Below are 24778 nucleotides of genomic sequence, written 5' to 3'. Positions count from 1 at the left end.
TTCACGGGGCCTTGAGGCCGCGTGCATCACATCGTGACTCAATGATTACTTCTGATTGTTTCCCTTGTCTAGTCGTCAAAAACAATCGACGGTGGGGCGATGGTGCCGCGCAGGATTCAGCGCAGGCGCACGCCGTCCTTCCAGACCGCGGCCGTCGACGGCATGCCGGGGCGGTAGGCCAGGTGGATCGCCGCGGGGGCCTCGAGCAGGTGCAGGTCCGCGCGCTTGCCGACCTCGAGGCTGCCCGTCTCCGCCTCGACCCCGAGCGCGAGCGCGCCGCCGTAGGTGGCCGCGGCGACCGCCTCGGCCAGGGTGAGCCGCATCTGCAGCACGGCCGTGGCCACGCAGAAGGCCATCGAGCTCGTGTAGCTCGTCCCGGGATTGCAATTCGAGGCGAGCGCGATCTGCACGCCGGCGTCGAGGAGCTCCCGGCCCGGTGCGAGCGGCTGCCGCGTCGAGAGGTCGCACGCCGGGAGGCACGTGGCCACCGTGCCACGCTCCCCGCTCCGGGCGGCCGCGTCCCAACCGCTCCAGCTGCCGGCGAGCGCCCCGAGGTCTTCGGCGTCCAGGTGGTTGACGTGGTCCACGCTCGCGGCGCCGAACTCGACCGCGAGCCGGACGCCCGGGCCCGGTCCGAGCTGGTTGCCGTGCACGCGCAGGCCGAGTCCGGCCGCGCGACCGGCCTCGAGCACACGCCGGGACTGCTCCGCGGTGAACGCGCCGCGTTCGCAGAAGACGTCGATCCAGCGCACGTGCGGTGCGACCGCCTCGAGCATCTGAGTGCAGACGAGCTCGGTGTAGGCGTCCGCGTCCTGGCCCTGGGGGACCAGGTGCGCTCCGAGGAACGTCACCTGGTCCACGGCCTCCGCCGCGATCCGCGCGTGCCGGGCCTCCTGCGCCACGTCCAGTCCGTAGCCGGTCTTGGTCTCGAGGTAGGTCGTGCCGCCGGCCACCGCCTCGGCGACGCGGGCCGCGACGAGCCCGGACAGCCGCGCGTCCCCCGCGGCCCGCGTCGCCTTCATGGTGGTCCCGATGCCGCCGGCGGCATAGGCCTGCCCGGCCATGCGCGCCTCGAACTCGGCGCCGCGGTCCCCGTCGAAGACCAGATGCGTATGGGAGTCGACCCAGCCCGGCAGGAGCGCGCGGCCTCCGGCGTCGTACCGCTCGTCCGCGGCCGGCGCGGCCGAGGCCGCGCCGATCCAGGCGATGCGCCCGTCCTCGACGAGGAGGGCGGCGTCGCGCAGGACGGTGCCCTCGGCGTCGACGGTGGTCAGCTCGGACACGTGGGTGATCAAGAGGGTGCTCATGCGAACTCCGGGTGGTCGGCGAGGAAGGAGGCGTAGAGGCCGGCGGGGTCGCCGAGGAGCGTGTGGCGCCCGTGTTCGGCCACGACGGTGCCGTTGACGACGACGCGGGCCACGTCCGCGGACGTCGCCGAGAGCATCAGCTGCCCCGGGCGGGAGCCCGCGGTGCGCGTGCTGGCCGCGTCGACCAGCAGGTGGTCGTCGTTCTCCGGGAGCCCCAGGCTGCGCAGGCCGCCGGCGCGCGCGGCGTCCGCGAGCCCGGACGGGCTGAAGCGCCCGCGGATCCCGCTCCGCAGGCGCTCCCCGTGCTCGAGGGCGCGTTGCTCCAGGAAGGGGTCGACGACGGCGTGCTGGTCCGTTCCGAGCGCGATCACCGCGCCGGCGTCGGCGAGCTCCCGGGCCGGACCGATGCCGTCGGCGAGGTCCGCCTCCGTCGTCGGGCACATCACGATCGACGCTCCGGCCGCGCCGAGGAGCGCGATGTCCTCGTCGTCGAGGTGCGTGGCGTGGACCGCGGAGAGCCGCCCCGTGAGCAGCCCGTGCTCGGCGAGCAGCCGCGTGGGGCTCATGCCGTACGCGGCCCGGCACGCGGCGTTCTCCGCGGGCTGTTCCGAGAGGTGCACGTGCAGGGGCGCGTCCGGTTCGGCGGCGAGTCCCGCGGCGATCTCGGCGAGCGCCGCGGGCGGGACGGCGCGGACGGAGTGGATGGCCGCGCCGAGCGTGACGAGCCCGCGGCCGGCGTCCTCCTCGGCGAGGGCGGCGGCGAGTCCGCGGCGGCGGGCGAGCCAGGCGCCGGCGGATCCGTCGCTGAAGCGGCGCTGGACGGGATCCAGCGGCAGCACGGTCCCGTCGGCGGCGAGTCCGCCGTCGAGGTAGCACGTGTCCAGCAGCACGAGCCGGATCCCGGCGGCGATCGCGGCCCGGGCGAGCGCTCTCTCCATGTCGTGGTCGGGGTAGGGCGTGCCGTCGGCGCGGTGGTGGACGTAGTGGAACTCCCCCACGGCGGTCCAGCCGGTCACGGCCATCTCCGCGAACACGGCCGTGGCGAGCCGCCCGTACTCCCGGGGTCCGAGGTGGGAGGCCGCGCCGTACATCTGCTCGCGCCACGTCCAGAAGTCCCCGGCCCCGCCGGCCGCCCCGAGGTGGGTGCGCCCGCGGAGGATGCGGTGGAAGGCGTGCGAGTGGGCGTTGACGGGGCCGGGGACGCGGACCGTGGAGCCTCCGGGGCCCGCGGGCGCGCCGCCCGCGGCGCTCACAGGAGCTCCTCGAGGGCGTCGGCGAGCGCGAGGGCACCGGCGACGGCGTCGGCGTCCTCGACGTGTTCCTCGGGCGCGTGGCTGATGCCGCTCGGATTGCGCACGTAGAGCATGCCCGTGGGCACCTCGGAGGAGAGCACGCCGGCGTCGTGTCCCGCCCCCGTGTCCAAGAGCGGTGCCCCGGGGCTGACCCGGCCGACCGAGCGCTGGAGGGAGCGCTGCAGGGCCGGATCGAAGTGGACGGTGCCGGAGTAGGACTCCTCCGTGAGGGCCACGGTACAGCCCTCGAAGGCGGCGATCTTCTGCGCCTGGCCGTGGATGCGTTCGACGAGCGCGGCGGTGACGGCGTCGTCCGGATGGCGCACGTCGAGCCAGAAGTCCACGCGGGAGGCGATGACGTTGGTGCCGCCGGGGACGGGCTCGAGCCGGCCGACGGTGGCGCGGGCGCCGTCCTGCGCACGGGCCGCCTGGCGGACGGCGAGCACCATCTGGGCGGCGGCGACCAGGGGATCCGCGCGGTCCTCCATGAGGGTCGTGCCCGCATGGTTGCCCTGCCCCGAGACGCTCAGGCGCCAGCGGCCATGGCCGAGGATCGCGGAGCCGACGGCGAGCGCCGGGCCGCGCCCGGCGTGGTCCGTGAACTCCTCCGTGTTGAGGCCGCGGCCCTGCTCCACGTGCAGCTCGATGAAGTCGCCGATGCGGGCGAGCGCGGCCTCGTCCCGGCCCATCCGGTCGGGGTCGAGCCCGTGGGCGCGGGCCGCGTCGGCGAACGTGGTCCCGTCGGCGTCGCGCAGCGCGAGCGCCCGGGCGGGGTCGATCGCGCCCGTCAGGAGGCGGGAGCCGAGGCACGCGACGCCGAAGCGGGAGCCCTCCTCCTCGGGGAACACGGCGATGGCGAACGCGCGGTGCCGCTCGAGCGATCCCGCGGCCTCGCGGGCGCGCAGCTCGTCGAACGCCGCGAGCGCGGAGGCGACGCCGAGCGGGCCGTCGAACGCCCCGCCCCCGGGCACGGAGTCCAGGTGGGATCCGGTGACGAGGGCTCCGCGCCGCGGATCGGGGGACGACGCCGGCGCCCCGCCCGCCCGGGCTCCGGCACCCGGGCGGGCCCCGGCGTCGTCCTTCGTCGCGGGCAGGTCCCACCACGCCCAGATCAGCCCATTGGCGTCGGTCTCCACGGCGAGCCCGCGGGAGGAGGCCTCGGCGGTGAACCACTCGCGCAGCTCGAGCTCGGAGGAGGTGAACACGGGGCGGGTGTAGCCGCCGCGGCGCGCGTCCCTGCCCGTGTCCGCGATCGCGGACATGAGGGGGACGACGGCACCGGCGGCCGACGACGGGGCGGTGGCGGGCATGGGCTACCTTTCTGCGATGAGGAACGCGACCGGGGTGGCGAGGATCAGCGTCAGCGCGACACGCTGGAACCAGATCACCACGAGCTGCCACACCTTGATCGGGATGCGCGTGGCCAGGATGCACGGCACGAGCGCGGAGAAGAAGATGATCGCCGAGACGGAGACGACGCCGATGACCAGGCGCAGCAGCTCCGACTCGTGACCCGCGACGACCGTGGCCGGCAGGAACATCTCGGCGATGCCCACTGCGGAGGCCTTCGCGGCCAGCATCGGGTCCGGCAGCTGCAGGGCCCACGTGATCGGGAAGAAGACGTAGCCGAGCCAGTCGAAGACGGGCGTGAAGCGGGCCAACAGCAGGCCGATCAGCCCCACGGAGAGGATCGAGGGCAGGATCGCCATGGCCATCAGGACCCCGTCGCGGAAGTTCTCCAAGACGTTCCGGCCCAGGCCCGGCGCCTTCGCGAGGACCTGCATGGCCTCGTCCCACGCCGTCGCGAGGCGGCGGGAGGTGACCTTCTCCTCGGGCTGGGGCTCCGCCCCCGGGTAGTAGTCCTCCTTGATCCGGCTCAGCGGCGGGATCCGCACCGTGATCGCGGTGACGAGGAAGGTGACGGCGAAGGTGAGGAAGAAGTACGGCAGCCACAAGTGCATGATGTCCAGCGTCTTGGCCACGATCACCATGAACGTCACCGAGACCGTGGCGAAGCCCGTGGCGATGATCGCCGCCTCGCGGGCCGTGTAGCGGCCGGCGCGGTACACGCGGTCGGTGATCAGCAGCCCCAGGGAGTAGCTGCCGACGAACGAGGCGACCGCGTCCACCGCCGAGCGGCCCGGCGTGCGCCACACGGGGCGCATGACCGGCTGGACCAGGACGCCCGTGAACTCCATGAGGCCGTATCCGACGAGCATGGCCAGGAAGACGGCGCCGATCGGGACGATCAGGCCGACGGGGATGACGAGCTTGTCGAAGAGGAAGGGTCCCAGGTCCGGGTCGAAGAGCCACGCCGGGCCGACGCCGAACACGAGCGCCGTGCCCGTGGCGAGGCCGAGGATGTTCAGGAAGGCGAAGGTGCGCTTGACCGGCGACTCCTTCCAGCGCCCGCTCGCGAACGGGTAGATCGTGCCCGCGACGATGAGCGCGAGCGCCACGAACTTCGCTCCGCCGCCGAGGAGCGTGGAGACGGCCGTGACGAGGTGGTCCAGCGGGATGGTGTTCCTCTCCCCGATGGTGATCGGGACGAAGAACATGAAGATGCCGATGACGCTGTAGACGAAGAAGCGCCAGGTCCCGCGGGGCCTCCGCGCGGTCGCGGTCTCCTGGACCTCGGGATTGCGGGTGTTGTCCATGGTCTGCTTCTACTCGGCCATCGGGATACGGACGCCGCGCTCGGCGGCGACCTCGGAGGCGCGCTCGTAGCCGGCGTCGACGTGGCGGATGACGCCCATGCCGGGGTCGTTGGTCAGCAGCGCGGTGAGCTTGGCTGCGGCGAGCTCCGTGCCGTCGGCCACGGAGACCTGCCCGGCGTGGATGGAGCGGCCGATGCCGACCCCGCCGCCGTGGTGCAGGGAGACCCAGGTCGCGCCCGAGCTCGCGGCGGTCAGGGCGTTGAGCAGCGGCCAGTCGGCGATCGCGTCGGAGCCGTCCTTCATGGACTCCGTCTCCCGGTAGGGGCTGGCGACCGAGCCCGAGTCGAGGTGGTCGCGGCCGATCACGATCGGCGCCTTGACCTTGCCCTCGGCGACGAGGCGGTTGAAGAGCAGGCCGGCCTGGTGGCGCTCGCCGTAGCCGAGCCAGCAGATGCGCGCCGGCAGGCCCTCGAACTCGACGCGCTCGGCCGCGGCGTCGAGCCACTTGCGCAGGTGGGCGTTCTCCGGGAAGAGCTCCTTGATCGCCTCGTCCGTCACCCGGATGTCCTCGGGGTCGCCGGACAGGGCGACCCAGCGGAACGGGCCGAGGCCCTCGCAGAAGAGCGGGCGGATGTAGGCGGGGACGAAGCCGGGGAACTCGAACGCGCGGTCGTAGCCGCCCTTGCGGGCCTCGTCGCGGATGGAGTTGCCGTAGTCGAAGACCTCGGCGCCGGCATCCTGGAACTCCACCATCGCCTGGACGTGGCGTGCCATGGACTCCTGGGCCTTCTTGGTGAAGCCCACCGGATCGGCGGCGGCCTCGGCGGCCCACTGCTCGACCGTGTACTCGAGCGGCAGGTAGCTCAGCGGGTCGTGGGCGCTCGTCTGGTCGGTGACGACGTCGATCACCACTTCGCCGGCCCCGTGGCGGCGCAGCAGCTCGGGGAAGACCTCGGCGGCGTTGCCGACGTAGCCGACGGACCAGCCGCGGCGCTCCGCCTTGGCCGCCTGGACCTTGGCGATCGCGGCGTCGAGGTCGGTCTCGACCTCGTCGAGGTAGCGCTTGCCGACGCGGCGGCGCAAGCGGTCCTCGGAGACGTCCACGACGAGGCAGGCTCCGTCGTTGAGGGTGACGGCGAGCGGCTGCGCGCCGCCCATGCCGCCGCACCCCCCGGTCAGGGTCAGCGTCCCGGCCAGGGGGCCCTCCCCCGAGCCCTCGGCGGCCGGCGCGGGGTGGCGGCCCTCGGCCGCGAGCTTGCGTCCGACGGCGGCGAAGGTCTCGTAGGTGCCCTGGAGGATGCCCTGCGTGCCGATGTAGATCCAGGAGCCCGCGGTCATCTGCCCGTACATCATCAGGCCCTCGGCCTCGAGCTTGCGGAACTCGGGCCACGTCGCCCAGTCGCCGACAAGGTTGGAGTTGGCGATCAGCACGCGGGGAGCCCACACGTTGGTGCGGAAGACCCCGACGGGCTTGCCGGACTGGATCAGGAGCGTCTCGTCGTCCTCGATGTCGGCGAGGGTCTTCACGATCGCGTCGTAGGCCTCCCAGGAGCGGGCGGCGCGGCCCGTGCCGCCGTAGACGACGAGGTCCTCGGGACGCTCGGCGACCTCCGGATCGAGGTTGTTCATGAGCATGCGCAACGGCGCCTCGGTCTGCCACGACTTCGCGGTCAGTTCGGTGCCGCGCGGGGCGCGGACGGTGCGGGAGGGATCGTGCTGCGTGAAGGTCATCGCTGTTCCTTGTCTGTCGTGGCGGGGTTCGGTTCGGGGGCTGGACGGGGTGGACTGCGTGGACGGGGTGGTGCCGGCCGGGCTCACGTGAAGAGCTCGGCGGCCTCGCCCGCGACGAGGGCGCCGGTGCGTTCGGCGGCCTCCGCCGTGGTGCGGTAGCTCGGCGCGACGACGGAGAGGGCCGCGGCGACCTTGCCGCCGACCATGACCGGCGCGGCCACGGCCGTGACGTCGACCTCGACGCCGTCGGGGACCACGAGGTAGCCTCCCGGGGCGACCGCGCCCCGGAGCACGGCGCCGGAGGCGCTGTTCTGAAGGGGGAAGGTCCGGCCGACCCAGTTGACGTGGCGGACGGTGTGCGTGCCCTCCTCGATGGCGAGGTAGAGCCCGTGGCCGTTGCCCGTGGCTACGGAGAGGTAGGCGGACTCGCCCGTGGCGTCGACGAGCCGGCGCAGGGCGGGGCGGGCCGCCTCGATGAGCGACTCGTGCCCGAGCGCCTCGACGCCGAGCTGGATCATGCGGAAGCCGGGCCGGTAGGCCCCGGAATCGTCCTTGCGGGCGAAGCCGTTGGCCTCGAGCGTGCGCAGCAGACGCAGCGCCGTCGACGGCGAGAGTCCGACCTCCTTGGCCGCGTCGGAGAGCTTGACCCCGTCGGCCTCGCACACGGCGCGCAACAGGGCCAGGACGCGGTCCGCCGTCCGGGTGGTGGCGTCGGCGTTCTCGGCCATGGGGTGCTCCTCGGCGTCGTCGGGCTGCTGGGTGGCCGGGCTGATATTGCCTGGCTCACATCCATGACAGCACATCGTTGCAGCAGATGGCAAGAGATTTTCATCAGTCGGTACATTGACGCCAAGGGTGCCCGCCGTGTTTCATGGTTCAGAACCCCCGTTCCATTTCCCGAAAGGACGCCGATGTCCGCAGGCACCGTGACCCTCGCCCCCACGCCGCTCAGCCCCGCCGAGGTCGTGGCCGTGGCCCGCGGCGGCGCTGAGGTCGTCCTCTCCCCCGAGGCGCTCGCCGCCATGGAGTCCTCCCGGGCCGTCATCGACGGGCTCGTCCACGACGAACGCCCGCACTACGGCGTCTCCACCGGGTTCGGGGCCCTCGCCACCAAGCAGATCCCCGTCGAGCTGCGCGCCCAGCTGCAGCGCTCCCTCATCCGCTCCCACGCGGCCTCCTCCGGCGCCGAGGTGGACCGCGAGGTCGTCCGCGGGCTCATGCTCAACCGCCTGCACACCATGGCCACGGGCCGCACGGGCGTGAGGCCGCTCGTGGCCCGCGCCTACGCGGCGCTGTTGAACCACGGCATCACGCCCGTCGTCGGCGAGTACGGCTCCCTGGGCTGTTCGGGCGACCTCGCGCCGCTGTCCCACTGCGCCCTCGCCGTCATGGGCGAGGGACGGGCCCGCACGCGCGACGGCCGGCTCGTCGACGCGGCCGACGCGCTCGCCGAGGCCGGGCTGGAGCCGGTCGAGCTCGTGGAGAAGGAGGGCCTGGCCCTCATCAACGGGACCGACGGCATGCTCGGGATGCTGCTCATGGCCGCGGCCGACCTGCGCCGCCTCGTCACCACGGCCGACCTCGCCGCGGCGATGAGCGTCGAGGGCCTGCTCGGCACGGACGCCGTCTTCGCCGAGGACCTGCACGCCCTGCGCCCGCACCCCGGCCAGCTGGCCTCCGCCGCGAACCTGCGCACCGTCCTCGCGGGCTCGGTGCTCATCGAGGAGCAGAAGCACGGCGAGCACCGCTTCACGCGCGTCCAGGACGCCTATTCGCTGCGCTGCGCCCCGCAAGTGCACGGCGCCGTGCGGGCGACGCTGGACCACGCGGAATCCGTGGCGGGCTTCGAACTCGCCTCGGCGATCGACAACCCCGTCGTGACGCCGGACGGCCGGGTCGAGTCCAACGGGAACTTCCACGGCGCCCCCGTTGGCTACGCCCTGGACTTCCTGGCGATCGCGGTCGCCGACCTCGCTTCCATCTCCGAGCGGCGCACCGACCGCTTCCTGGACAAGGCCCGCAACCACGGCCTCAACGCGTTCCTCGCGGACGATCCGGGCGTCGACTCGGGCCACATGATCGCCCAGTACACCCAGGCCGGCATCGTCTCCGAGCTCAAGCGGCTCGCCGTCCCGGCCTCGGTGGACTCGATCCCGAGCTCCGCGATGCAGGAGGACCACGTCTCCATGGGCTGGGCCGCGGGCCTGAAGCTGCGCCGGGGAATCGACGGCCTCGAGCAGGTGCTGGCCGTCGAACTGCTCACCTCGGCCCGGGCGCTCGACCTGCGCGACGGTGGCCTTGGCTCCTCGAAGTCGTCCCCCGTCGTGACGGCCGTCCGCACGGCCATCCGCTCCGTTGTGGAGGGCCCGGGCACGGACCGCTACCTCGCGCCTGAGATCCAGGCCGTGCTCGCCCTCGTGCGGGACGGCTCGCTCCTCGAGGCCGCCAACGCCGCCGCACGCGGCGCGGGCGCGCCGGAGCTGGCCTAGGCCGGCATGGGGACCCCTCGGGGCGGCTCCCCGGACGGCGTGGAGGCCCCGCGTCCGGGTGGCGCACGCGACGACGTCCCGCGCACGGGGTGCGGCCCCGGCGTCGTCCGCTTCTCCTCGGCCCGTCCCGAGCGCTGGCGCAACGGCGGCGGAACCACGCGCGTCCTGCTCGCCGCCGAGGCGGACGACGCCGGCGCCCGTCCCTGGCGCATCAGCCTCGCGGACGTGGACCGCGCCGGCCCGTTCTCCGCGTTCGACGGCTGCGAACGCGTCCTGACCGTCGTCGAGGGCGAGCTGCTCCTGCTCACGGTCCAGGGGCGCGAGCAGGGCCTCGAGCGCCACCGCCCCTTCCGCTTCGACGGCGGGGCACCGGCCTCGGCCACCCTGCCGACGGGTTCCGTGCGCAACCTCAACGTCATCACGGCCGGCGGATGGAAGGCCCATGTGGCCATCGTCGAGCTGTCCCGGAAACGGCCGCACCCCGTCTTCGCGGGCCAGTACGCCGTGTTCCTGGACGGCGCGGCGGAGGCCGTGCTCCCGGCGGCGGAGGCCTCCGGGGCAGGATCGAAGCACGCAGCGCTCGAGCGCTACGACCTCGTGCCCGGCGCGGGAGGCTACGGCGGCGACGCGCCCACTGTCACGGGCCGCGGCTTCCTCGCCGTGGTCTCCCTCGACGCCCCCGGAGGACCCGGGGCCCCGTGACCCGGGGGCGCGCCCTCAGGCGCGGGCGGCGTCGTCCTCCGCCTGCGCGATCCGGGCGTCGGTGACCCACACCATCCCCACGAGCAAGGCGAGCGTCAGCAGGCCGAAGACGGCGAACACGGGCCGCAGGCCGATCCACTCGGCGAGCAGGCCGCCGGCCGCCGCGCCGAGCGGCATCGTGCCCCAGGCGAGGAGCCGGTAGCCGCTGTTGACCCGGCCCATGAGCGCGGCGGGGACGATCCGCTGCCGCAGGGTCACGGTGATGACGTTCCACAGCGCGATCCCGAGCCCGCCAACGAGGAAGGACGCCCCGATCGCCCAGGGGTTCGCCGTCAGGGCCGGCAGGCCCACGAGCACGGCGCCCGTGACGATGGCGATGAGCAGCGAGCGGGACCGGCCCAGGAGCGCGGCGGCCTGGCCGGCGAGGAGCGAGCCCGCCACGGCCCCCGCGGCCGTCGCGGTGAGCAGCAGGCCGAACGCGGGCTCGCTGAGCCCCATGGGCGAGGCGGGCCCGACGGCGTAGAGCACGAACACGGCGAACATGGCGCTCGTGGCGAGGTTGAATCCGCCGACCATGAGGGCCAGGACGCGCAGGACGATGTTGGACCACAGGAAGCGCAGGCCCTCGCCGATGTCCGCGCGCAGGGTCGTCGCCGTGCCCGTGCGCTGGATGCGGAACGATCCGCGCACCATCCACAGCGCGCCGACGGCGACGAGCCAGAGCCCGGCGGGCGTGGCGAAGGCGAGCGCGGCCCCTCCCGCGGCGAGGACGCCGCCGAGCGGCGGGCCGATGAACTGGTTGGTCGTGAGCTCGGCGGCCTGCAGCCGCCCGTTCGCGGCGTCCAGGCGGGCCGCGGGCACGAGCTGGGGCAGGATCGACTGGGCCGAGGTGTCGTAGAGCGTCTCGGTGCAGCCGATCACGAACGCCGCGACGTAGAGGACCCACAACTGGGCGAAGCCGCCGAGAAAGGCCGCGCACAGCAGGAGCAGCACGAGGCAGCGGACGGCGTTCGCGCCGAGCATCGAGCGCCGCCGGTCCCAACGGTCGGCGAGCGCTCCCGCGGGCAGGGCGAAGAGCAGCCACGGCAGGCTCAGGGCGACGCCGAGCCCGGCGATCAGGGCGGGAGAATCGGTGAAGCGCAGGGCGATGAGGGGCAGGGCGATCTTCAGGACGCCGTCCGCGAGGTTGGACAGCGCGGAGGAGGTCCACAGCCAGCTGAATCCCGCCCCGAGGGCAGGCGTGTCGGTGCTCACGTCATGAGCATCGCAGAGCGATTGGGAAAACTGAAATCACTCGGTGGCGCGGCGCCGGAAGCGTCCCGGCGACAGGGCGGCGACGACGTCCGGGCCGAAGGGCGGCTGATCGCCCAGGAGCAGCGCGGCGGCGAGCTCCGCCATGCCCGTCGAGGTCTGGAAGCCGTAGCCGCCCTGCCCGGCGAGCCAGAAGAAGCCGGGCACGTCCGGGTCGGGCCCCAGGACGGGCACGCCGTCGGGCGCCTCGGTGCGCAGCCCGGTCCACGCCCGCTCCACGCCCGTCACCTGAAGCGTCGTCGCGGCCTCGATCCGGCGGACGACGTCGGCGACGTCGGCCGCCCGTGGCTGCGCGTCACCCGGCTCGGCGGGCTCCGATTCTGCCGGCGAGACGAGCACGAGCTCCCCCTCGCGGCGGAAGTACCAGGAGTCGTCGGCCGCGGCCGTCATCGGGGTCCCCTCGGGAAGCGGCTCGGCGACGCGGACGTACGCGGCGGTGCGGCGCAGGGGGACCAGGCCGAGCGGTGCGGCGCCGGCGGCCCGTGCGACCCCGTCGGCCCACGCGCCGGCGGCGTCGACGAGCCACGGGGCGCGGACCACGGCCCCGGCCGCGGTCCGCACCGTCCACGACCCGTCGACGCGCTCGGCGCCGACGACGCGCTGCCCTGTCAGGACCGCCGCCCCGTGCCCACGGGCGAGTCGGCGATGGTGCTCGATGAGCCCGGCGGCGTCGGTCCTGACGCTCGTCGCGTCCAGGCCGGCGGCCTCGAACGCCTCCGGGCGCAGCACCGGGGACAGCCGCAGCGCCTCGGCGCGGCCGATCCCGGCCATGGCGTCGGAGCCGTGCGCGTCCACGTCCCGCCGCGTGCCGACCATGAGGAAGGAGCTCGGCCAGGCCAGCGGTCCGCGGGGCCCGGGCGGCAGCGCGGCGAGGGCCTCGAGGGTGCGCCGGGTCAGGGCGCGCACCGGCTCGGGCCCGTAGCTGGGGATGAGCTGCTGGGCCGAGCGGGAGGAGGTGTGGTGGGCGAGCTCCTCCTCCGCCTCGAGGAGGACGACGCCGGTGCGGGGCGCCAGGACCGCGGCGAGCGAGAGCCCGGCGATCCCTCCCCCGATGACGACGACGCCGCACTCGAGGACGCCGTCCGCTCCGCCGGCCCCTGCCGTGGTCCCGCTCATGGTCCCGCTCATGGTCCCAGCCTGCCACGTCCCGTCATCGGAGGGCTGCCCGGGCGTCAGCGTGCCGCGACGAAGGCGGCGACGCAGGCCTCGATGTCCTCCGGGGTGTGCGCGGCGGAGAGCTGCACGCGGATGCGCGCGGCGCCGCGCGGCACCACCGGGAAGCTGAAGGCCGTGACGAACACGCCGTGCCCGAGCATGCGGTCGGCGACCTCGGCGGCCTTGACGGCGTCGCCGAACATGACGGGGACGATCGCGTGCTCGCCGGGAAGGAGTTCGAAGCCCTCCTCCTCCATCCGCCGGCGGAAGTGCGCGGCGTTCTCGAAGAGCCGGGCGCGCAGCTCGCCCGAGCCCTCGACGAGCTCGAGCGCCGTGAGGGTCGCCGCGACGATCGCGGGGGCGAGCGAGTTGGAGAAGAGGTAGGGGCGCGCCTTCTGCCGCAGCAGGGCGATGATCTCGGCGCGGCCGGAGACGTAGCCGCCGGAGGCCCCGCCGAGGGCCTTGCCGAAGGTCCCGGTGTAGAGGTCGACGCGGTCCGAGACGCCGGCGTGTTCCGGGGTGCCGGCGCCCGTGGGGCCCATGAAGCCGACGGCGTGGGAGTCGTCCACCATGACGAGCGCGCCGAAGCGCTCGGCGAGGTCGCAGATCTCGCGCAGCGGCGCGAGGTAGCCGTCCATGGAGAACACCCCGTCGGTGACGATGACGCTCCGTCGGGGGCCGGCGCCGTCGTTCATCCGGGCCGCGGCGTTCAGCTGTTCCTCGAGGTCGGCCATGTCCTGGTTGGCGTAGCGGAAGCGCGCCGCCTTGCTCAGGCGGATGCCGTCGATGATGGACGCGTGGTTGAGCGCGTCGGAGATGATGGCGTCCTCGGGGCCGAAGAGCGATTCGAAGACGCCTCCGTTGGCGTCGAAGCAGCTGGAGAAGAGGATCGTGTCCTCGGTGCCGAGGAAGCCGGAGAGGCGGCCCTCGAGCTCGAGGTGCGCATCCTGCGTGCCGCAGATGAAGCGCACCGAGGCCATGCCGAAGCCGCGCTCGTCGAGGGCCGCCTTGGCGGAGGCGATGAGCCGGGGGTCGTCGGCGAGGCCCAGGTAGTTGTTGGCGCAGAAGTTCAGCACGGGCCGCGACGGGCCGCCGAGGGGGCCCGCGGCGATGCGGTTGGACTGGGCGGAGTCGATGTGGCGCTCGCGCTTGAACAGGCCGTCGGCCTCGATCTGCGCCAGTTCGGCGCCGAGCTGCTCCTTGAGGGTCGTGTACATGGGTTTTCCCTTCCTAGAAGACGGTCCAGTCGAGCACGACCTTGCCGCCGTGGCCGGCGGCGGCCGCCGCGAAGCCGGCCTCCCATTCCGTGGCCGGGAGCCGGTCGGTGACGATCGAGGCGATCCTCTCACGCAGCTGCGCGTTGGAGGAGAGCATGGCGCTCATGGCGTACCATGTCTCGAACATCTCGCGCCCGTAGATGCCCTTGAGCGTGAGCATGTGGGTGACGACCTTGCCCCAGTTGATGTCGATCGGGGCGCTGGGCAGTCCGAGCATGGCGATCTTGCCGCCGTGGTTCATGTTGTCGATCATCTCGGGCAGGGCGGACGGGTGCCCGGACATCTCGAGCCCGATGTCGAAGCCCTCGAGCATCCCGAGCTCCCGCTGCGCGTCGGCGATCCTCGTGGCCGAGACGTCGACGGCGAGGTCGACCCCGAGGGACCGGGCCAGCTCGAGCCGCGGCGCGGAGACGTCGGTGACGACGATCTTGCGCGCCCCGGCGTGGCGGGCCACCTCGATGGCCATGAGCCCGATCGGGCCGGCGCCCGTGATGAGGACGTCCTCGCCGACGAGCGGGAAGGACAGGGCCGTGTGCACGGCGTTGCCGAAGGGGTCGAAGACGGCGCCGAGCTCCGGGGTCACGGCGTCGGAGCGGTGCACCCAGACGTTGGCCTCGGGGATCACGACGTATTCGGCGAAGGCGCCGTCGCGCTGCACGCCGACCGAGACGGTGTTGATGCACATCTGGCGGCGCCCGGCACGGCAATTGCGGCACATGCCGCAGACCACGTGGCCCTCGCCGGAGACGCGGTCGCCGACCTGGACGTGGCCCGTCAGCGAGCCCACCTCGACGACCTCGCCGTAGAACTCGTGGCCCGGGATCATCGGGGCGTTGATCATGGCCCGCGCGGCCTCGTCGTAGGCCAGGATGTGGAGGTCGGTGCCGCAGATGCCGGTCGTCATGACGCGGATCTTCACGTCGTGCGCACCGGTCTCGGGCTCGGGCCGGTCGACCAGTTCCAGGCCGGCGTGCGGTCCGGACTTGTAGAGCGCCTTCATGGTGTTCCCCTCGTTCCTCGTCGGCGCCAGTGCGCACCGCACCACCCATTAGACCCGCCGCAACGACTTAGCACAACGAGAACTTTCTCAATCGTCGATTTAGGTTTTACTTATGTTTAGACTCGGTGCATGGAGGTCAACCAACTCAGGATCCTGCGGGAGCTCGGCGAGCTCGGATCCGTCAAGGCCGTCGCCGACATGCTCCGCGTCACGCCCTCGGCCGTCTCCCAGCAGCTCGCGCTCCTGCAGCGCAGCGCGGGCGTGCCCCTGACCCGCCGCGACGGGAGGACCCTGGTCCTCACCGACGCCGGCGAGGTGCTGGCCGAAGCCGGAGCCGCCGTCGTCAGCGCCCTCGCCGACGCCCGGGCGGCGCTCGTCAGCTACCACGGGTCCGCCGAGGGCGAGGTCACGGTCTGCGGCTTCCACAGCGCGGGCCAGTCGCTCTTCGGGCCGCTCGCGGCGCGCCTGGGCGGACCGGGGCTGCCGCGCGTCCTGTTCTCCGACGAGGACGTCGCGCAAGAGGACTTCCCGGCCCTGACGGCGCGCTACGACGTCGTGCTGGCCCATCGCATGGACCACAGTCCGCCGTGGCCCGAGCGCCGGGTCGCGGTCCTGCCGCTCGCGCACGAGCCGCTCGACGTGGCCCTGCCCGCCGGGCACCCGCTCGCCGCCCGGGCGGAACTGGAGGTCGACGACGTCGCGGGCGAGACCTGGGTGACGAGCCGGACCGGATACTCCCCCGCCGACGTGCTCGGCGCCGTCGCGGCCGTGACGAGCACGCCGGTCCGCGTCGCGCACCGGATCAACGACTACACGACCGTCGCCTCGCTCGTCGCGGCGGGCGGCGTGATCGGACTGCTGCCCCGCTACACGGCCGGCGTCGCCGGGACCCGCGCGCTGAGCGAGGGCGTGGTGCTGCGCCCGCTGCGCGGCATCAGCACGCGCCGCAGGATCGACCTCCTGGTCCGGCCCGAGGGCCTCAAGCGGCGCTCGGTGCGGACCGTCTGCGACGCCCTCGGCGAGGTCATGGCCGGGATGGAACGCGATTGAAGCGCAGCACGGCGGTGTCGTGCCGCTCGAGCACCGCCTTGTAGCCCACGCCCGGTTCTCCGAGCTCCCGCCCCGAGAACACGTCCACGGCCGTGCAGCGGCCGACGACGCCCGCCTGCACGAGCGGAACAGCCGCCTCGACGGGGCCTTCCGTATGATTCAACACGCCCAGGACGAGATCGCCTCCGGCGAGTTCGCGCGCCCAGACCATCACCTCCGGCGTCACCGCGACGAGCCGGGCGCGGCGCCCGAGCGGATCCTGGTTGACGGCGATCAATCCCGGGTGGGTGAGCAGCCGCACGACGTCGTCGCTCGCGGCCGCGAGGTCGTTGCCGGCGAACAACGGGGCCGGAAGGAGCGCCCAGAGGGCCATGTGGCTCCGGTTCTCCTCGGGTGTCAGCGTCCCGTTGCCGACCTGGAGCATGTCGGGATCGGCCCAGCCTCCGGGACCGCTGCCCGCACAGGCCGCCCACTGCTGGTTGAGCAGCGCGAACACCGATCCCCAGTGCGGCCAGATGTCGAACGTCGTCCGCCACAGATGGGCCGTCCCCCGGCCCCACTCCCACGGCCGGGCGACGCCGTACTCGGACACGGAGTAGACGATGTCGCGGCCCGTCGCCACGAGCGGGTCCCGCATGCGCTCGAACGCGGGCCTCACCGACTCCGGCGTCAGCGGCCCGGCGCCGCACCAGTCGTACTTGAGGAAGTCCACGCCCCATTCCGCGAACATCGACGCGTCCCGCTCCTCATGCCCGGAGCTGCCCAGGCGCCCCGCGCACGTGCGTTCCCCGGGCGCGGAGTACATGCCGAACTTCAGGCCGAGCGAGTGCACGTGGTCCGCGACCGCCTTCATGCCCCGGGGGAAGCGCCCGGGGTTCGGGAGCAGCAGCCCCTCCGGCGTCCGTTCCGCGGACTGCCAGCAGTCGTCGACGACGACGTACTCGTAGCCAGCGTCGACCAGGCCACGGGAGACCATGGCCTCGGCCGCCGCGATGACGACGTCCTCGGTGACGGCCTCGTGGACCTGGTTCCAGCTGTTCCAGCCCATCGGAGGCGTCGCCGCCAGGGAGCCCCAGTGCCCGTCCACGGCGGCCATGCCGGAAGAAGCCGCGGTCGTGGTCGACCCGGGTGCAGCCGCGTCAGGCACACGCTTGCTCCTGCACGGGGGCCGGCTGGCCGGCGGCGAAGTACTCGAGCAGCTCCCGGGGAAGCTCCGGGACGGGCAGGGCCGAACCGTCGCCGCGCAGCGAGGCCGCCGCCGTGACGCCCGCGGCGACGGCCTCGCGGGCCGCCATCGGGCTGGTCTGGGTGGCGCCGCCGTCCCGCGCGAAGCGCAGGAACTCGGCGATGAGCTTCGGGTCCGCGCCGCCGTGGCCGCCGTCCCCGTCCTCGATGACGACGACGCGCTCGGGGGCCGCGCGTCCCGCGGACCGCCGGTTCCAGACGTGGATCTCCTCGCCCGGGCCGTCGCCGAGCGAGGAGTTCAGGCGCTGCCAGAAGGGGTTGTCCTTCATGCCGGGCGCCACGGTGTCGAAGGTCTGGGTCAGGCCCGTCACGTTGCCCTTGAGCGGCGCCCCCTGCGTCGAGGCGGTCGGGGCGGGCATGTTCCGGTACACGGCCTGGAGGCCGTCGGCGTTGCCCGGGAAGTCCGGGTTCATGCCGCTGAGCTCCTTGTACGTGGGCAGCTGCAGCGTCGCGGAGTCGGCGGCGGTGCCGCCCCCGCCGCCCCCGCCGCCGTTCCCGCAGCCGGCCAGGGCTACGCCCGCCGCCGCGGCGCCGAACGCGCCGAGGAAGGTCTTGCGGTTGAATCCCCGGGTGATGGCCGGTGAAGTGGTCATGGTGTTGCCTCTCTGATGGTTGGGTGACGGTGTCTGAGGGAGCGGAGCCTCAAGGGAACGGGGCGCCCCGGTCGCCGGGGCCTCAGCCCTTGATGGCACCGGTGATGACGCCCTTGGTGACGTGGCGCTGGAGGAAGGGGTAGAGGGCGCAGATCGGGATCAGCGCGATCACGACGACGGCCATCTTCATGCCCTGCGGGGCGGCGACGACGTCGACGCCGAGCTGGTCCGCGGCGAGCTGGGAACCCTGGATGACGTAGTTGCGCAGGATCAGCCGCACGGGCCAGAGGTCCTGGTTGTTGATGTAGAGCATCGCGTTGAAGAACGCGTTCCAGAAGCCGACCGCGTAGAAGAGCCCGACGACGGCGACGACCGCCTTGGACAGGGGAAGCACGATCCGCCACAGGATCTGCCAGTCGGAGGCCCCGTCGATCCGCGCGCTCTCCATGAGCTCGCGGGGGATGTTCATGAAGAACGCCCGCACGACGACGACGTTGATCGCGGCGAACGTTCCCGGCAGGATGAGCGACCAGATCGTGTCCAGCAGGCCGAGCTGGCGGACCATGAGGAACGACGGGATCAGGCCGGGCGCGAAGAGCTACTCGTTGTCCGCGAGCGAGGTCGAGACCGCGACGAGGATGGGGATGACGATCGCGACGGCGAAGCCCATGAGCAGCGCGAACTTGGCGAGCTTGAGCGGAGCGGAGGGCTTCTCCTTCCACACGGGACGGATCGAGTCGGCCTTGCCGGGCTTCTTCTCGAGGCTGGTGGCGGTGGGAACGGTCATGGTTTTCTCCTTGCCAGGCGGGCACCCTAGTGGCTGCTCTTCTGGTAGATGCCTGCTTCGCCGAACTTGTGGGCGAGCTTGTTGGCTCCGACGATGAGGATCAGGCTGATGACGCCCTTGAAGAGTCCGGCGGCCGCGCCGACGCTCCATCCCCCGCCGACGACGCCCGCGTAGTAGGTGAAGGTGTCGAGCACTTCCGCCGCGCCGGCACCGACGGCGTCGCGCTGCAGGATGAACTGCTCGAAGCCGACGGAGAGGATGTCGCCGATGCGCAGGATGAGCAGGAGGATGATCACGGGGCGCAGGGCCGGCAGCGTGATGTGCCACAGCCGGCGCCAGCGTCCGGCACCGTCGGCGGCCGCCGCCTCGTAGAGGGAGGTGTCCACGCTGGCCAGCGCGGCCAGGAAGATGATCATGGCCCAGCCGGCGTCCTTCCAGACCAGCTGCACCACCACGAGGACGGGGAAGGTGTCCGGGTTGGTCATGAACGGGATCGCATCCATGCCCAGGTGGCGCAGGGCGTTGTTCACGAGCCCGGCCCCGCGGAGGACCTGCTGGAAGAGCGCGATCACGAGGACCCATGAGAGGAAGTGCGGCAGGTAGACGATGCTCTGGAACCACCGCCGCGCCCGCTGGCTGACGAGGGAGTCGACCGCGACCGCGAGCAGCAGCGGGATCGGGAAGAAGAAGAGCAGCTGCCAGGCGGCGAGGTAGAGGGTGTTGCCGAAGGCGTTCAGGAAGTCCGGGTTGTCGAACAGCCCCGTGAAGTTGCTGAAGCCCACCCACTCGGAGTCCCCGATGCCGAGGTACGGCTGGTAGTCCTGGAAGGCGATGACGTTGCCCAGGTCGGGATGTAGAAGAAGAGCAGCAGGAAGGCCACGCCGGGCACCATCATGGCGAGCATCTGCCAGTCGTGGAGCAGGCGGACGCGGAACGGCTTCCGGTCCACGGGGCGCCCCGGGCGCCCGGCCCGCCCCGCACGGCCGGCGGGCTCGGGACGCTTCCGGCCCACTCGCTGCGGGGCCGGGTGGCCGGCCGCGGTGTCCGCCGGGGAATTGGTCGTCAAGGACATCCCTACGCGCTCCTTCGTTGATTCGCCGCCATCGGCCGTGGATGTGAACCGATTCACTTAATCGATTCACCCGGCGTAGGTGACGCGCGTCTCATTCGCAATTGTTTGATGGATTACTTTTGAAAAGATCACATTCCATCATCAACGCGACAGGTTTGGACCACGCGGGCCGATGCCGCTCAGGCGGCGCCGAGCTCCCGGAGCGCGTGCATCCCCACGCCGTGCAGCGCCTCCCCCGGGCCGGTCGAGGCGAGCACGAGCCCCATCATCACGGCCCACGCCCGCGCCCGCTGCCGGGCCCCGTCGTCGTCCGCGAGCGCCGACAGGAAGCGTTCCCGGCCCGCGGAGGTGAAGTGCAGCCATCCCGCCGCGAGGTCGCACGCGGGGTCCCCCGCCGAGAGGTCGCCGAAGTCGGCGACGGCGGCGAGCCGTTCCCCCGCCCCGAGCACGACGTTCATCGGATGCGGATCTCCATGGACCCACACCGCCGGCCCGGTGTGCGGCGGGGCGTCGAGTCCGTCCTCCCACAGCCGCCCGCACCGCTGCCGGTCCACGCCCGGGGCCGCCCGCCGGAGCCGTTCCCGGAAGGCGTCGTCGCGGTCGGCCAGGGGCACGGCGCGCACGGGGTTGCGCGGGGCGTCGGCCGGCGCGGGCACCTGCAGGCAGCGGAAGAACCCGGCGAGGTCCTCGGCGTAGGCGTCGCGCCGGTGCGGCGGGACGAGGCCGGCGGCGCACCCGGCGAACCAGGGCACGACCGCCCAGTGGTAGGGATAGCCCTCCCCCGGCCGACCGCGCCGCACCGCCGCCGGCACCGGCAGCGGAAGCCGCGGCGCCAGGAAGGGCAGCCAGCGCACCTCGTTCAACAGCAGGCGGTGGGCGGAGGCGCGGCGCGGCAGCCTCACCGCGAGCGCATCGCCGAGGCGGTAGACGGCGTTGTCCCAACCGCTCGCCGCCGGACCGAGCGGCAGCGCGGCCAGATCGGGATGCTGGGCGCGCAGCAACGCGCCCACGAGCGACTCGGTGATCTCGACATCGGCTTCCGGCGTCCCCATGGCGACCACGCTACCGCCCGGCCGCTCCACGGGCGAAGGCCCGGCCCCGTCGTCGGACGACGTCGGGACCAGGCCTTCCGAGGCGGGCCAGATCAGCCCTGGATGCCGAGCTTCTCCAGGACCAGCTCGCGCACGCGGGCCGCGTCGGCCTGGCCACGCGTGGCCTTCATGACGGGTCCGATGAGCGCGCCGACGGCCTGCAGCTTGCCGTCCCTGACCTTGGCCACGACGTCCGGCATGGCCGCCATGGCCTCGTCGATCGCGGCACCGAGCGCCGAGTCGTCGCTGACGACCGCGAGTCCGCGCTTCTCGACGACCTCGCCCGGTGTGCCCTCGCCCGCGACGACGAACTCGAGGACCTGCTTGGCGATCTTGTCATTGATCTTCTTGGCCTCGATCAGCGAGTTGAGCTCGATGATCGTGGAGGCCTCGACGCCGAGCGCCGTCGGCTCGAGGTCGGCGTTCTTGGCCAGACGGGAGATCTCGCCCATCCACCACTTGCGCGCCACCGCCGGGCTCGCGCCGGCGGTGATGGTCTCCTCGACGGCGTCGAGCAGGCCCGCGTTGACGACGTCGCGGAACTCCTTGTCCGCGTAGCCCCACTCGGCCTGCAGCCGCTTGCGCCGCTCGGCCGGGGGCTCGGGCAGCCGCGAGCGCAGCTCCTCGATCCAGGCCGGGCTCGTGACGATCGGCACGAGGTCGGGCTCCGGGAAGTAGCGGTAGTCGTCCGCGTCCGACTTGGGCCGCCCGGCCGTCGTGGAGCGGGTGTCCTCGTGCCAGTGGCGGGTCTCCTGGACGACGGCGTCGCCCGCGTCGAGGACGCCGGCGTGACGCTCGATCTCGTGCCGGACGGCGTGCTCGACGGCGCGCAGGGAGTTGACGTTCTTGGTCTCCGAGCGGGTGCCGAACACCGTGGCGCCCTTCGGCATGAGCGAGACGTTCGCGTCGCAGCGCACGTTGCCGCGTTCCATGCGGGCGTCCGAGACCCCGAGGTTCTTCACGATCTCGCGGATCGCCGCGACGTAGGCCTTGGCCAGCTCGGGGGCCCGCTTTCCGGCGCCCGTGATCGGCTTGGTGACGATCTCCACGAGGGGAACCCCGGCGCGGTTGTAGTCCACGAGCGAGTAGTCGGCGCCCTGGATGCGGCCTGCGGATCCACCGAGGTGCGTCAGCTTGCCTGCGTCCTCCTCCATGTGGGCGCGCTCGATCTCCACGCGGAAGACCTCGCCGTCCTCGAGCTCGATGTCGATCCACCCGTCGTGCGCGATGGGCTCGTCGTACTGCGAGGTCTGGAAGTTCTTCGGGGTGTCCGGGTAGAAGTAGTTCTTCCGGGCGAAGCGGCAGTACTCGGCGATCTGGCAGTTCAGGGCCAGGCCGATCATGATCGAGTACTCGACGGCCGCCTTGTTCACGACGGGCAGGACGCCGGGCAGGCCCAGATCCACGGGCGTGATGTTGGTGTTCGGCTCGTCGCCGAAGGCGTTCGGCGCCGAGGAGAACATCTTGGTCCTGGTGTTCAGCTCGACGTGCACCTCAAAGCCCAGGACGGGGTCGTAGCGGTCCAGCGCCTCGTCGAAGTCGACCAGTTCATGCGTTGCGGCCATGTCAGGCGGCACCTCCTTCGCTCGCGGCGGCCAGTTCGGGCGCCTGGTTGATCAAGGGTCCGCCCCAGGAGTCCTCCAACAGCTTCTCCAGCGCCGCACCGGCGCGGTAGAGCCGCGCGTCCTCGCGGGCCGGGGCCAGGAACTGGATGCCCACGGGCAGGCCCTCCGAGAGGCCGCCGGGGACGGAGATGCCGGGGACGCCGGCCATGTTGGCCGGAATCGTGGCGACGTCGTTGAGGTACATCGCGAGCGGGTCGTCGAGCTTGGCCCCTAGCGGGAAGGCCACGGTCGGGGCCGTCGGGGACACGAGCACGTCGGCCTGCGCGAACGCGGCCTCGAAGTCCCGCTGGATGAGCGTGCGGACCTTCTGCGCCGAGCCGTAGTAGGCGTCGTAGTAGCCGGCCGAGAGGGCGTAGGTGCCGAGGATGATGCGGCGCTTGACCTCGTCGCCGAACCCGGCCGCGCGCGTGGCGCCCATGACCCGTTCGATCGTCACGGGACCGTCGGCGGGCAGGACGCGCTTGCCGTAGCGGACGCCGTCGAACTTGGCGAGGTTGGAGGAGACCTCCGAGGGCATGATCAGGTAGTAGGCGCCGAGCGCGTACTTGAAGTTCGGGCAGGACACCTCGACGATCTCGGCCCCCGCGCCGCGCAGCAGCTCGAGGGACTCGTCGAAGCGCGCCTGGACGCCGGGCTCGTAGCCCTCGCCCTGCAGCTCGCGCACGACGCCGACGCGCAGCCCGCCCAGGTCCCCGGTGAGACCCTGCCGGGCGGCTTCCACGAGCGCGGGAACCGGTTCGTCGAGGGACGTGGAATCCGCCGGGTCGTGTCCACCGATGAGCTCGTGCAGGTAGGCCGAGTCCAGGACCGTCCGCGTCACGGGGCCGATCTGGTCCAGCGAGGAGGCCATGGCGATCGCGCCGTAGCGGGACACGCCGCCGTAGGTCGGCTTGACGCCGACGGTGCCGGTGACGGCCCCGGGCTGGCGGATGGAACCGCCCGTGTCGGTGCCGAGCGCGAGCGGGGCCTCGAAGGCGGCCACGGCCGCCGCCGAGCCGCCGCCGGAGCCGCCCGGGATGCGGTCCAGGTCCCACGGGTTGCGCGTGGGGCCGTAGGCCGAGTGCTCCGTGGAGGAGCCCATGGCGAACTCGTCGAGGTTGGTCTTGCCCAGGATCGGCAGCTTGGCTGCGCGGACCTTGGCGACCACGGTGGCGTCGTAGGGGCTCATCCACCCCTCGAGCATGCGCGAGCCGGCCGTCGTGGGCTGGCCCACGGTGACGATCAGGTCCTTGACCGCGATCGGCACGCCCGCGAGCGGGTGCAGGGCCTCGGCCTCGGCACCACCGGCGGCGCGGATCGCGTCCACCTCGGCCGCCGTGGCCAGCGCCTCCTCGGCATTGACGTGCAGGAACGCGTTGATGCCGCGCTCGCCGCCGTCGACCTCGGCGATGCGGTCCAGGTGCGCCCGCACGGCCTCGACGGAGGTGAGTTCGCCGCTGCGCAGCTTCTCGGCCAGCTCGGCCGCGGACAGCTTGATGATCGCTCCCATGGTCCTACTCACCATCCAGGATCGCCGGGACCTTGAAACGGCCGCCGTCCGCGTCCGGCGCGTTCAGCAGGGCCTGCTCGGCCGTGAGCGTCTCGCCGACGACGTCCTCGCGCAGCACGTTGCGCAGCGGGATCGGGTGGCTCGTGGCGGGGACGTCGTCCCCGGCGGCCTCGCTGACGGAGGCGATGGCGTCGACGATGATGCCGAGCTCGCCGGTCATCTTCTCCAGCTCGGCATCGGTCATCTCGAGGTGCGCGAGACGGGCCAGATGCGCGACGTCCTCACGGCTGATGGCAGACATGTATCTCCCGTGGTGTGGGTGGCGGTTGTAGTCGGATCCAGTCTAGTTCGTCCCCGCGCCCGGTCCCGCGTCACCGCCCCGGGGATCCTCCTCGAGCGGCAGCTCGAACACGAAGAGCAGGATGTCGGTGCCGGGGACGTACCAGTCCCGCTCGGGCGCCCGTTGGAAGCCGAGGGCCCGGTAGAGGGACTGGGCGGCCTCCCACGTGGTGCCGGTGGTCAGGCACACGGTGTCGACGCCCTCGAGGGCGCGCGCGTGGCCGATCACCGCCTCGACGAGCGCCCGCCCGGCCCCGCTGCGCTGGAGGCCCGGATCGACGACGAGCATGCGGAACTCGAGCTCGTTGCCGCGCGCGATGTCGGCGTACGGATTGCCGTGGCGGGCCAGCGTGACGGATCCGACGACGCGCCCTTCGCGTTCGGCGACCCAGACCGGGGTGGCCTCGTGGCGCCGGGCGACCTGCGCGATCTGGCGCAGGTAAGGGTGGTCCGGGGAGTCCATGTGGCCCGCGGCGACGTAGGAGGAGACGGTGATGCGGGCGATGTCGTCGTAGTCGGCGGGCACGGCGTCGCGGACCTGGACCCGGGAAGGCGGGGAACTCATT

The 24778-nt window shown here is 72.6% G+C and carries 22 protein-coding genes and 1 pseudogene; 3 read left to right on the top strand and 20 right to left on the bottom strand.

The window, feature by feature from the left end:
- Nucleotides 1–116: 116 nt before the first annotated feature.
- The 6 genes from hutI to AC0QR5_RS01760 form a co-directional block, all read right to left on the bottom strand.
- Nucleotides 117–1307: an imidazolonepropionase gene (hutI, locus tag AC0QR5_RS01785; protein WP_329859875.1), complete on the bottom strand. Its 1191-nt coding sequence runs from the start codon at nt 1305–1307 to the stop codon at nt 117–119.
- Complete coding sequence (locus tag AC0QR5_RS01780) at nt 1304–2560, bottom strand: formimidoylglutamate deiminase (RefSeq protein WP_329859873.1); 1257 nt, start codon at nt 2558–2560, stop codon at nt 1304–1306. Before AC0QR5_RS01780 ends, hutI begins: the two co-directional genes overlap by 4 nt.
- Entirely contained in the window at nt 2557–3909 is a 1353-nt protein-coding gene (locus AC0QR5_RS01775) for an allantoate amidohydrolase (RefSeq protein WP_329859872.1), read from the bottom strand. Before AC0QR5_RS01775 ends, AC0QR5_RS01780 begins: the two co-directional genes overlap by 4 nt.
- 3 nt (nt 3910–3912) lie before the next feature.
- Nucleotides 3913–5256, bottom strand: coding sequence for a YjiH family protein (locus tag AC0QR5_RS01770; RefSeq protein WP_329859870.1), 1344 nt, complete (start codon nt 5254–5256; stop codon nt 3913–3915).
- Between the two features lie 9 nt (nt 5257–5265).
- Nucleotides 5266–6987 (bottom strand): urocanate hydratase, encoded by a 1722-nt coding sequence (locus tag AC0QR5_RS01765; protein ID WP_329859869.1) that lies wholly within the window; start codon nt 6985–6987, stop codon nt 5266–5268.
- Nucleotides 6988–7070: 83 nt separating this feature from the next.
- Nucleotides 7071–7715: an IclR family transcriptional regulator gene (locus AC0QR5_RS01760; RefSeq protein WP_329859868.1), complete on the bottom strand. Its 645-nt coding sequence runs from the start codon at nt 7713–7715 to the stop codon at nt 7071–7073.
- A gap of 183 nt (nt 7716–7898) precedes the next feature.
- Between AC0QR5_RS01760 and hutH the strand changes: the two genes are divergently transcribed.
- Nucleotides 7899–9476 carry a histidine ammonia-lyase gene (gene hutH, locus AC0QR5_RS01755; protein WP_329859867.1) on the top strand — a complete coding sequence of 526 codons (1578 nt, stop codon included), beginning with the start codon at nt 7899–7901 and terminating at the stop codon, nt 9474–9476.
- Between the two features lie 6 nt (nt 9477–9482).
- On the top strand, nt 9483–10178 hold the full coding sequence (locus AC0QR5_RS01750) for a HutD/Ves family protein (RefSeq protein ID WP_329859866.1): 696 nt from the start codon (nt 9483–9485) through the stop codon (nt 10176–10178).
- A gap of 15 nt (nt 10179–10193) precedes the next feature.
- Here the strand turns inward: AC0QR5_RS01750 and AC0QR5_RS01745 are convergent, their stop codons facing one another.
- The 4 genes from AC0QR5_RS01745 to tdh are packed head-to-tail and all read right to left on the bottom strand — an operon-like array spanning nt 10194 to nt 14921.
- Nucleotides 10194–11432 (bottom strand): MFS transporter, encoded by a 1239-nt coding sequence (locus tag AC0QR5_RS01745; protein WP_329859865.1) that lies wholly within the window; start codon nt 11430–11432, stop codon nt 10194–10196.
- Nucleotides 11433–11468: 36 nt separating this feature from the next.
- Nucleotides 11469–12617: an NAD(P)/FAD-dependent oxidoreductase gene (locus tag AC0QR5_RS01740; protein ID WP_329859864.1), complete on the bottom strand. Its 1149-nt coding sequence runs from the start codon at nt 12615–12617 to the stop codon at nt 11469–11471.
- Between the two features lie 44 nt (nt 12618–12661).
- Complete coding sequence (locus tag AC0QR5_RS01735) at nt 12662–13861, bottom strand: glycine C-acetyltransferase (protein WP_329859863.1); 1200 nt, start codon at nt 13859–13861, stop codon at nt 12662–12664.
- A 13-nt stretch (nt 13862–13874) separates the two neighbouring features.
- Nucleotides 13875–14921, bottom strand: coding sequence for an L-threonine 3-dehydrogenase (gene tdh / locus AC0QR5_RS01730; RefSeq protein WP_329859862.1), 1047 nt, complete (start codon nt 14919–14921; stop codon nt 13875–13877).
- Between the two features lie 129 nt (nt 14922–15050).
- Here tdh and AC0QR5_RS01725 point away from each other — a divergent pair, with 129 nt between their 5' ends.
- Nucleotides 15051–15971, top strand: coding sequence for a LysR family transcriptional regulator (locus tag AC0QR5_RS01725; protein ID WP_329859861.1), 921 nt, complete (start codon nt 15051–15053; stop codon nt 15969–15971).
- Here AC0QR5_RS01725 and AC0QR5_RS01720 read toward each other — a convergent pair.
- The 10 genes and pseudogenes from AC0QR5_RS01720 to AC0QR5_RS01675 form a co-directional block, all read right to left on the bottom strand.
- Complete coding sequence (locus AC0QR5_RS01720) at nt 15946–17067, bottom strand: glycoside hydrolase family 27 protein (RefSeq protein ID WP_475372491.1); 1122 nt, start codon at nt 17065–17067, stop codon at nt 15946–15948. The two genes, AC0QR5_RS01725 and AC0QR5_RS01720, sit on opposite strands and share 26 nt — an antisense overlap.
- 43 nt (nt 17068–17110) lie before the next feature.
- Nucleotides 17111–17809: a hypothetical protein gene (locus AC0QR5_RS01715; protein WP_329859859.1), complete on the bottom strand. Its 699-nt coding sequence runs from the start codon at nt 17807–17809 to the stop codon at nt 17111–17113.
- An 82-nt stretch (nt 17810–17891) separates the two neighbouring features.
- Nucleotides 17892–18374 (bottom strand): carbohydrate ABC transporter permease, encoded by a 483-nt coding sequence (locus tag AC0QR5_RS01710; protein ID WP_329859858.1) that lies wholly within the window; start codon nt 18372–18374, stop codon nt 17892–17894.
- A 33-nt stretch (nt 18375–18407) separates the two neighbouring features.
- Nucleotides 18408–18596, bottom strand: coding sequence for a hypothetical protein (locus AC0QR5_RS01705; protein WP_329859857.1), 189 nt, complete (start codon nt 18594–18596; stop codon nt 18408–18410).
- A 26-nt stretch (nt 18597–18622) separates the two neighbouring features.
- Nucleotides 18623–19500: pseudogene (locus AC0QR5_RS01700) on the bottom strand (ABC transporter permease).
- 347 nt (nt 19501–19847) lie between these two features.
- Nucleotides 19848–20720 carry an aminoglycoside phosphotransferase family protein gene (locus AC0QR5_RS01695; protein WP_329859856.1) on the bottom strand — a complete coding sequence of 291 codons (873 nt, stop codon included), beginning with the start codon at nt 20718–20720 and terminating at the stop codon, nt 19848–19850.
- Between the two features lie 92 nt (nt 20721–20812).
- Nucleotides 20813–22324, bottom strand: coding sequence for an Asp-tRNA(Asn)/Glu-tRNA(Gln) amidotransferase subunit GatB (gene gatB, locus AC0QR5_RS01690; protein ID WP_329859854.1), 1512 nt, complete (start codon nt 22322–22324; stop codon nt 20813–20815).
- Between the two features lies 1 nt (nt 22325).
- A complete protein-coding gene (gene gatA, locus AC0QR5_RS01685; protein ID WP_329859853.1) occupies nt 22326–23873 on the bottom strand; it encodes an Asp-tRNA(Asn)/Glu-tRNA(Gln) amidotransferase subunit GatA in 1548 nt (515 codons plus the stop codon).
- A gap of 4 nt (nt 23874–23877) precedes the next feature.
- A complete protein-coding gene (gatC, locus tag AC0QR5_RS01680) occupies nt 23878–24174 on the bottom strand; it encodes an Asp-tRNA(Asn)/Glu-tRNA(Gln) amidotransferase subunit GatC (RefSeq protein WP_329859852.1) in 297 nt (98 codons plus the stop codon).
- Nucleotides 24175–24216: 42 nt separating this feature from the next.
- Entirely contained in the window at nt 24217–24777 is a 561-nt protein-coding gene (locus AC0QR5_RS01675; RefSeq protein ID WP_329859850.1) for a GNAT family N-acetyltransferase, read from the bottom strand.
- Between the last annotated feature and the right edge of the window lies 1 nt (nt 24778).

The sequence above is a fragment of the Arthrobacter sp. J156 genome (assembly GCF_056172865.1).
Note: the sequence above shows the minus strand (reverse complement) of the source record. Positions and strands in the feature narration are given on the sequence as shown.

Excerpts from the sequence above, each read along its gene's own strand:
- hutI (WP_329859875.1), bottom strand. The coding sequence starts at position 1,307 with ATGAGCACCCTCTTGATCACCCACGTGTCCGAGCTGACCACCGTCGAC.
- AC0QR5_RS01735 (WP_329859863.1), bottom strand. The coding sequence starts at position 13,861 with ATGTACACGACCCTCAAGGAGCAGCTCGGCGCCGAACTGGCGCAGATC.
- AC0QR5_RS01765 (WP_329859869.1), bottom strand. The coding sequence starts at position 6,987 with ATGACCTTCACGCAGCACGATCCCTCCCGCACCGTCCGCGCCCCGCGC.
- gatB (WP_329859854.1), bottom strand. The coding sequence starts at position 22,324 with ATGGCCGCAACGCATGAACTGGTCGACTTCGACGAGGCGCTGGACCGC.
- gatA (WP_329859853.1), bottom strand. The coding sequence starts at position 23,873 with ATGGGAGCGATCATCAAGCTGTCCGCGGCCGAGCTGGCCGAGAAGCTG.
- AC0QR5_RS01695 (WP_329859856.1), bottom strand. The coding sequence starts at position 20,720 with ATGGGGACGCCGGAAGCCGATGTCGAGATCACCGAGTCGCTCGTGGGC.
- AC0QR5_RS01715 (WP_329859859.1), bottom strand. The coding sequence starts at position 17,809 with ATGACCACTTCACCGGCCATCACCCGGGGATTCAACCGCAAGACCTTC.
- AC0QR5_RS01705 (WP_329859857.1), bottom strand. The coding sequence starts at position 18,596 with ATGACCGTTCCCACCGCCACCAGCCTCGAGAAGAAGCCCGGCAAGGCC.
- AC0QR5_RS01740 (WP_329859864.1), bottom strand. The coding sequence starts at position 12,617 with ATGAGCGGGACCATGAGCGGGACCACGGCAGGGGCCGGCGGAGCGGAC.
- AC0QR5_RS01725 (WP_329859861.1), top strand. The coding sequence starts at position 15,051 with ATGGAGGTCAACCAACTCAGGATCCTGCGGGAGCTCGGCGAGCTCGGA.
- AC0QR5_RS01720 (WP_475372491.1), bottom strand. The coding sequence starts at position 17,067 with ATGGCCGCCGTGGACGGGCACTGGGGCTCCCTGGCGGCGACGCCTCCG.
- AC0QR5_RS01770 (WP_329859870.1), bottom strand. The coding sequence starts at position 5,256 with ATGGACAACACCCGCAATCCCGAGGTCCAGGAGACCGCGACCGCGCGG.
- hutH (WP_329859867.1), top strand. The coding sequence starts at position 7,899 with ATGTCCGCAGGCACCGTGACCCTCGCCCCCACGCCGCTCAGCCCCGCC.
- tdh (WP_329859862.1), bottom strand. The coding sequence starts at position 14,921 with ATGAAGGCGCTCTACAAGTCCGGACCGCACGCCGGCCTGGAACTGGTC.
- AC0QR5_RS01675 (WP_329859850.1), bottom strand. The coding sequence starts at position 24,777 with ATGAGTTCCCCGCCTTCCCGGGTCCAGGTCCGCGACGCCGTGCCCGCC.
- AC0QR5_RS01710 (WP_329859858.1), bottom strand. The coding sequence starts at position 18,374 with ATGGTCCGCCAGCTCGGCCTGCTGGACACGATCTGGTCGCTCATCCTG.
- AC0QR5_RS01760 (WP_329859868.1), bottom strand. The coding sequence starts at position 7,715 with ATGGCCGAGAACGCCGACGCCACCACCCGGACGGCGGACCGCGTCCTG.
- AC0QR5_RS01775 (WP_329859872.1), bottom strand. The coding sequence starts at position 3,909 with ATGCCCGCCACCGCCCCGTCGTCGGCCGCCGGTGCCGTCGTCCCCCTC.
- gatC (WP_329859852.1), bottom strand. The coding sequence starts at position 24,174 with ATGTCTGCCATCAGCCGTGAGGACGTCGCGCATCTGGCCCGTCTCGCG.
- AC0QR5_RS01750 (WP_329859866.1), top strand. The coding sequence starts at position 9,483 with ATGGGGACCCCTCGGGGCGGCTCCCCGGACGGCGTGGAGGCCCCGCGT.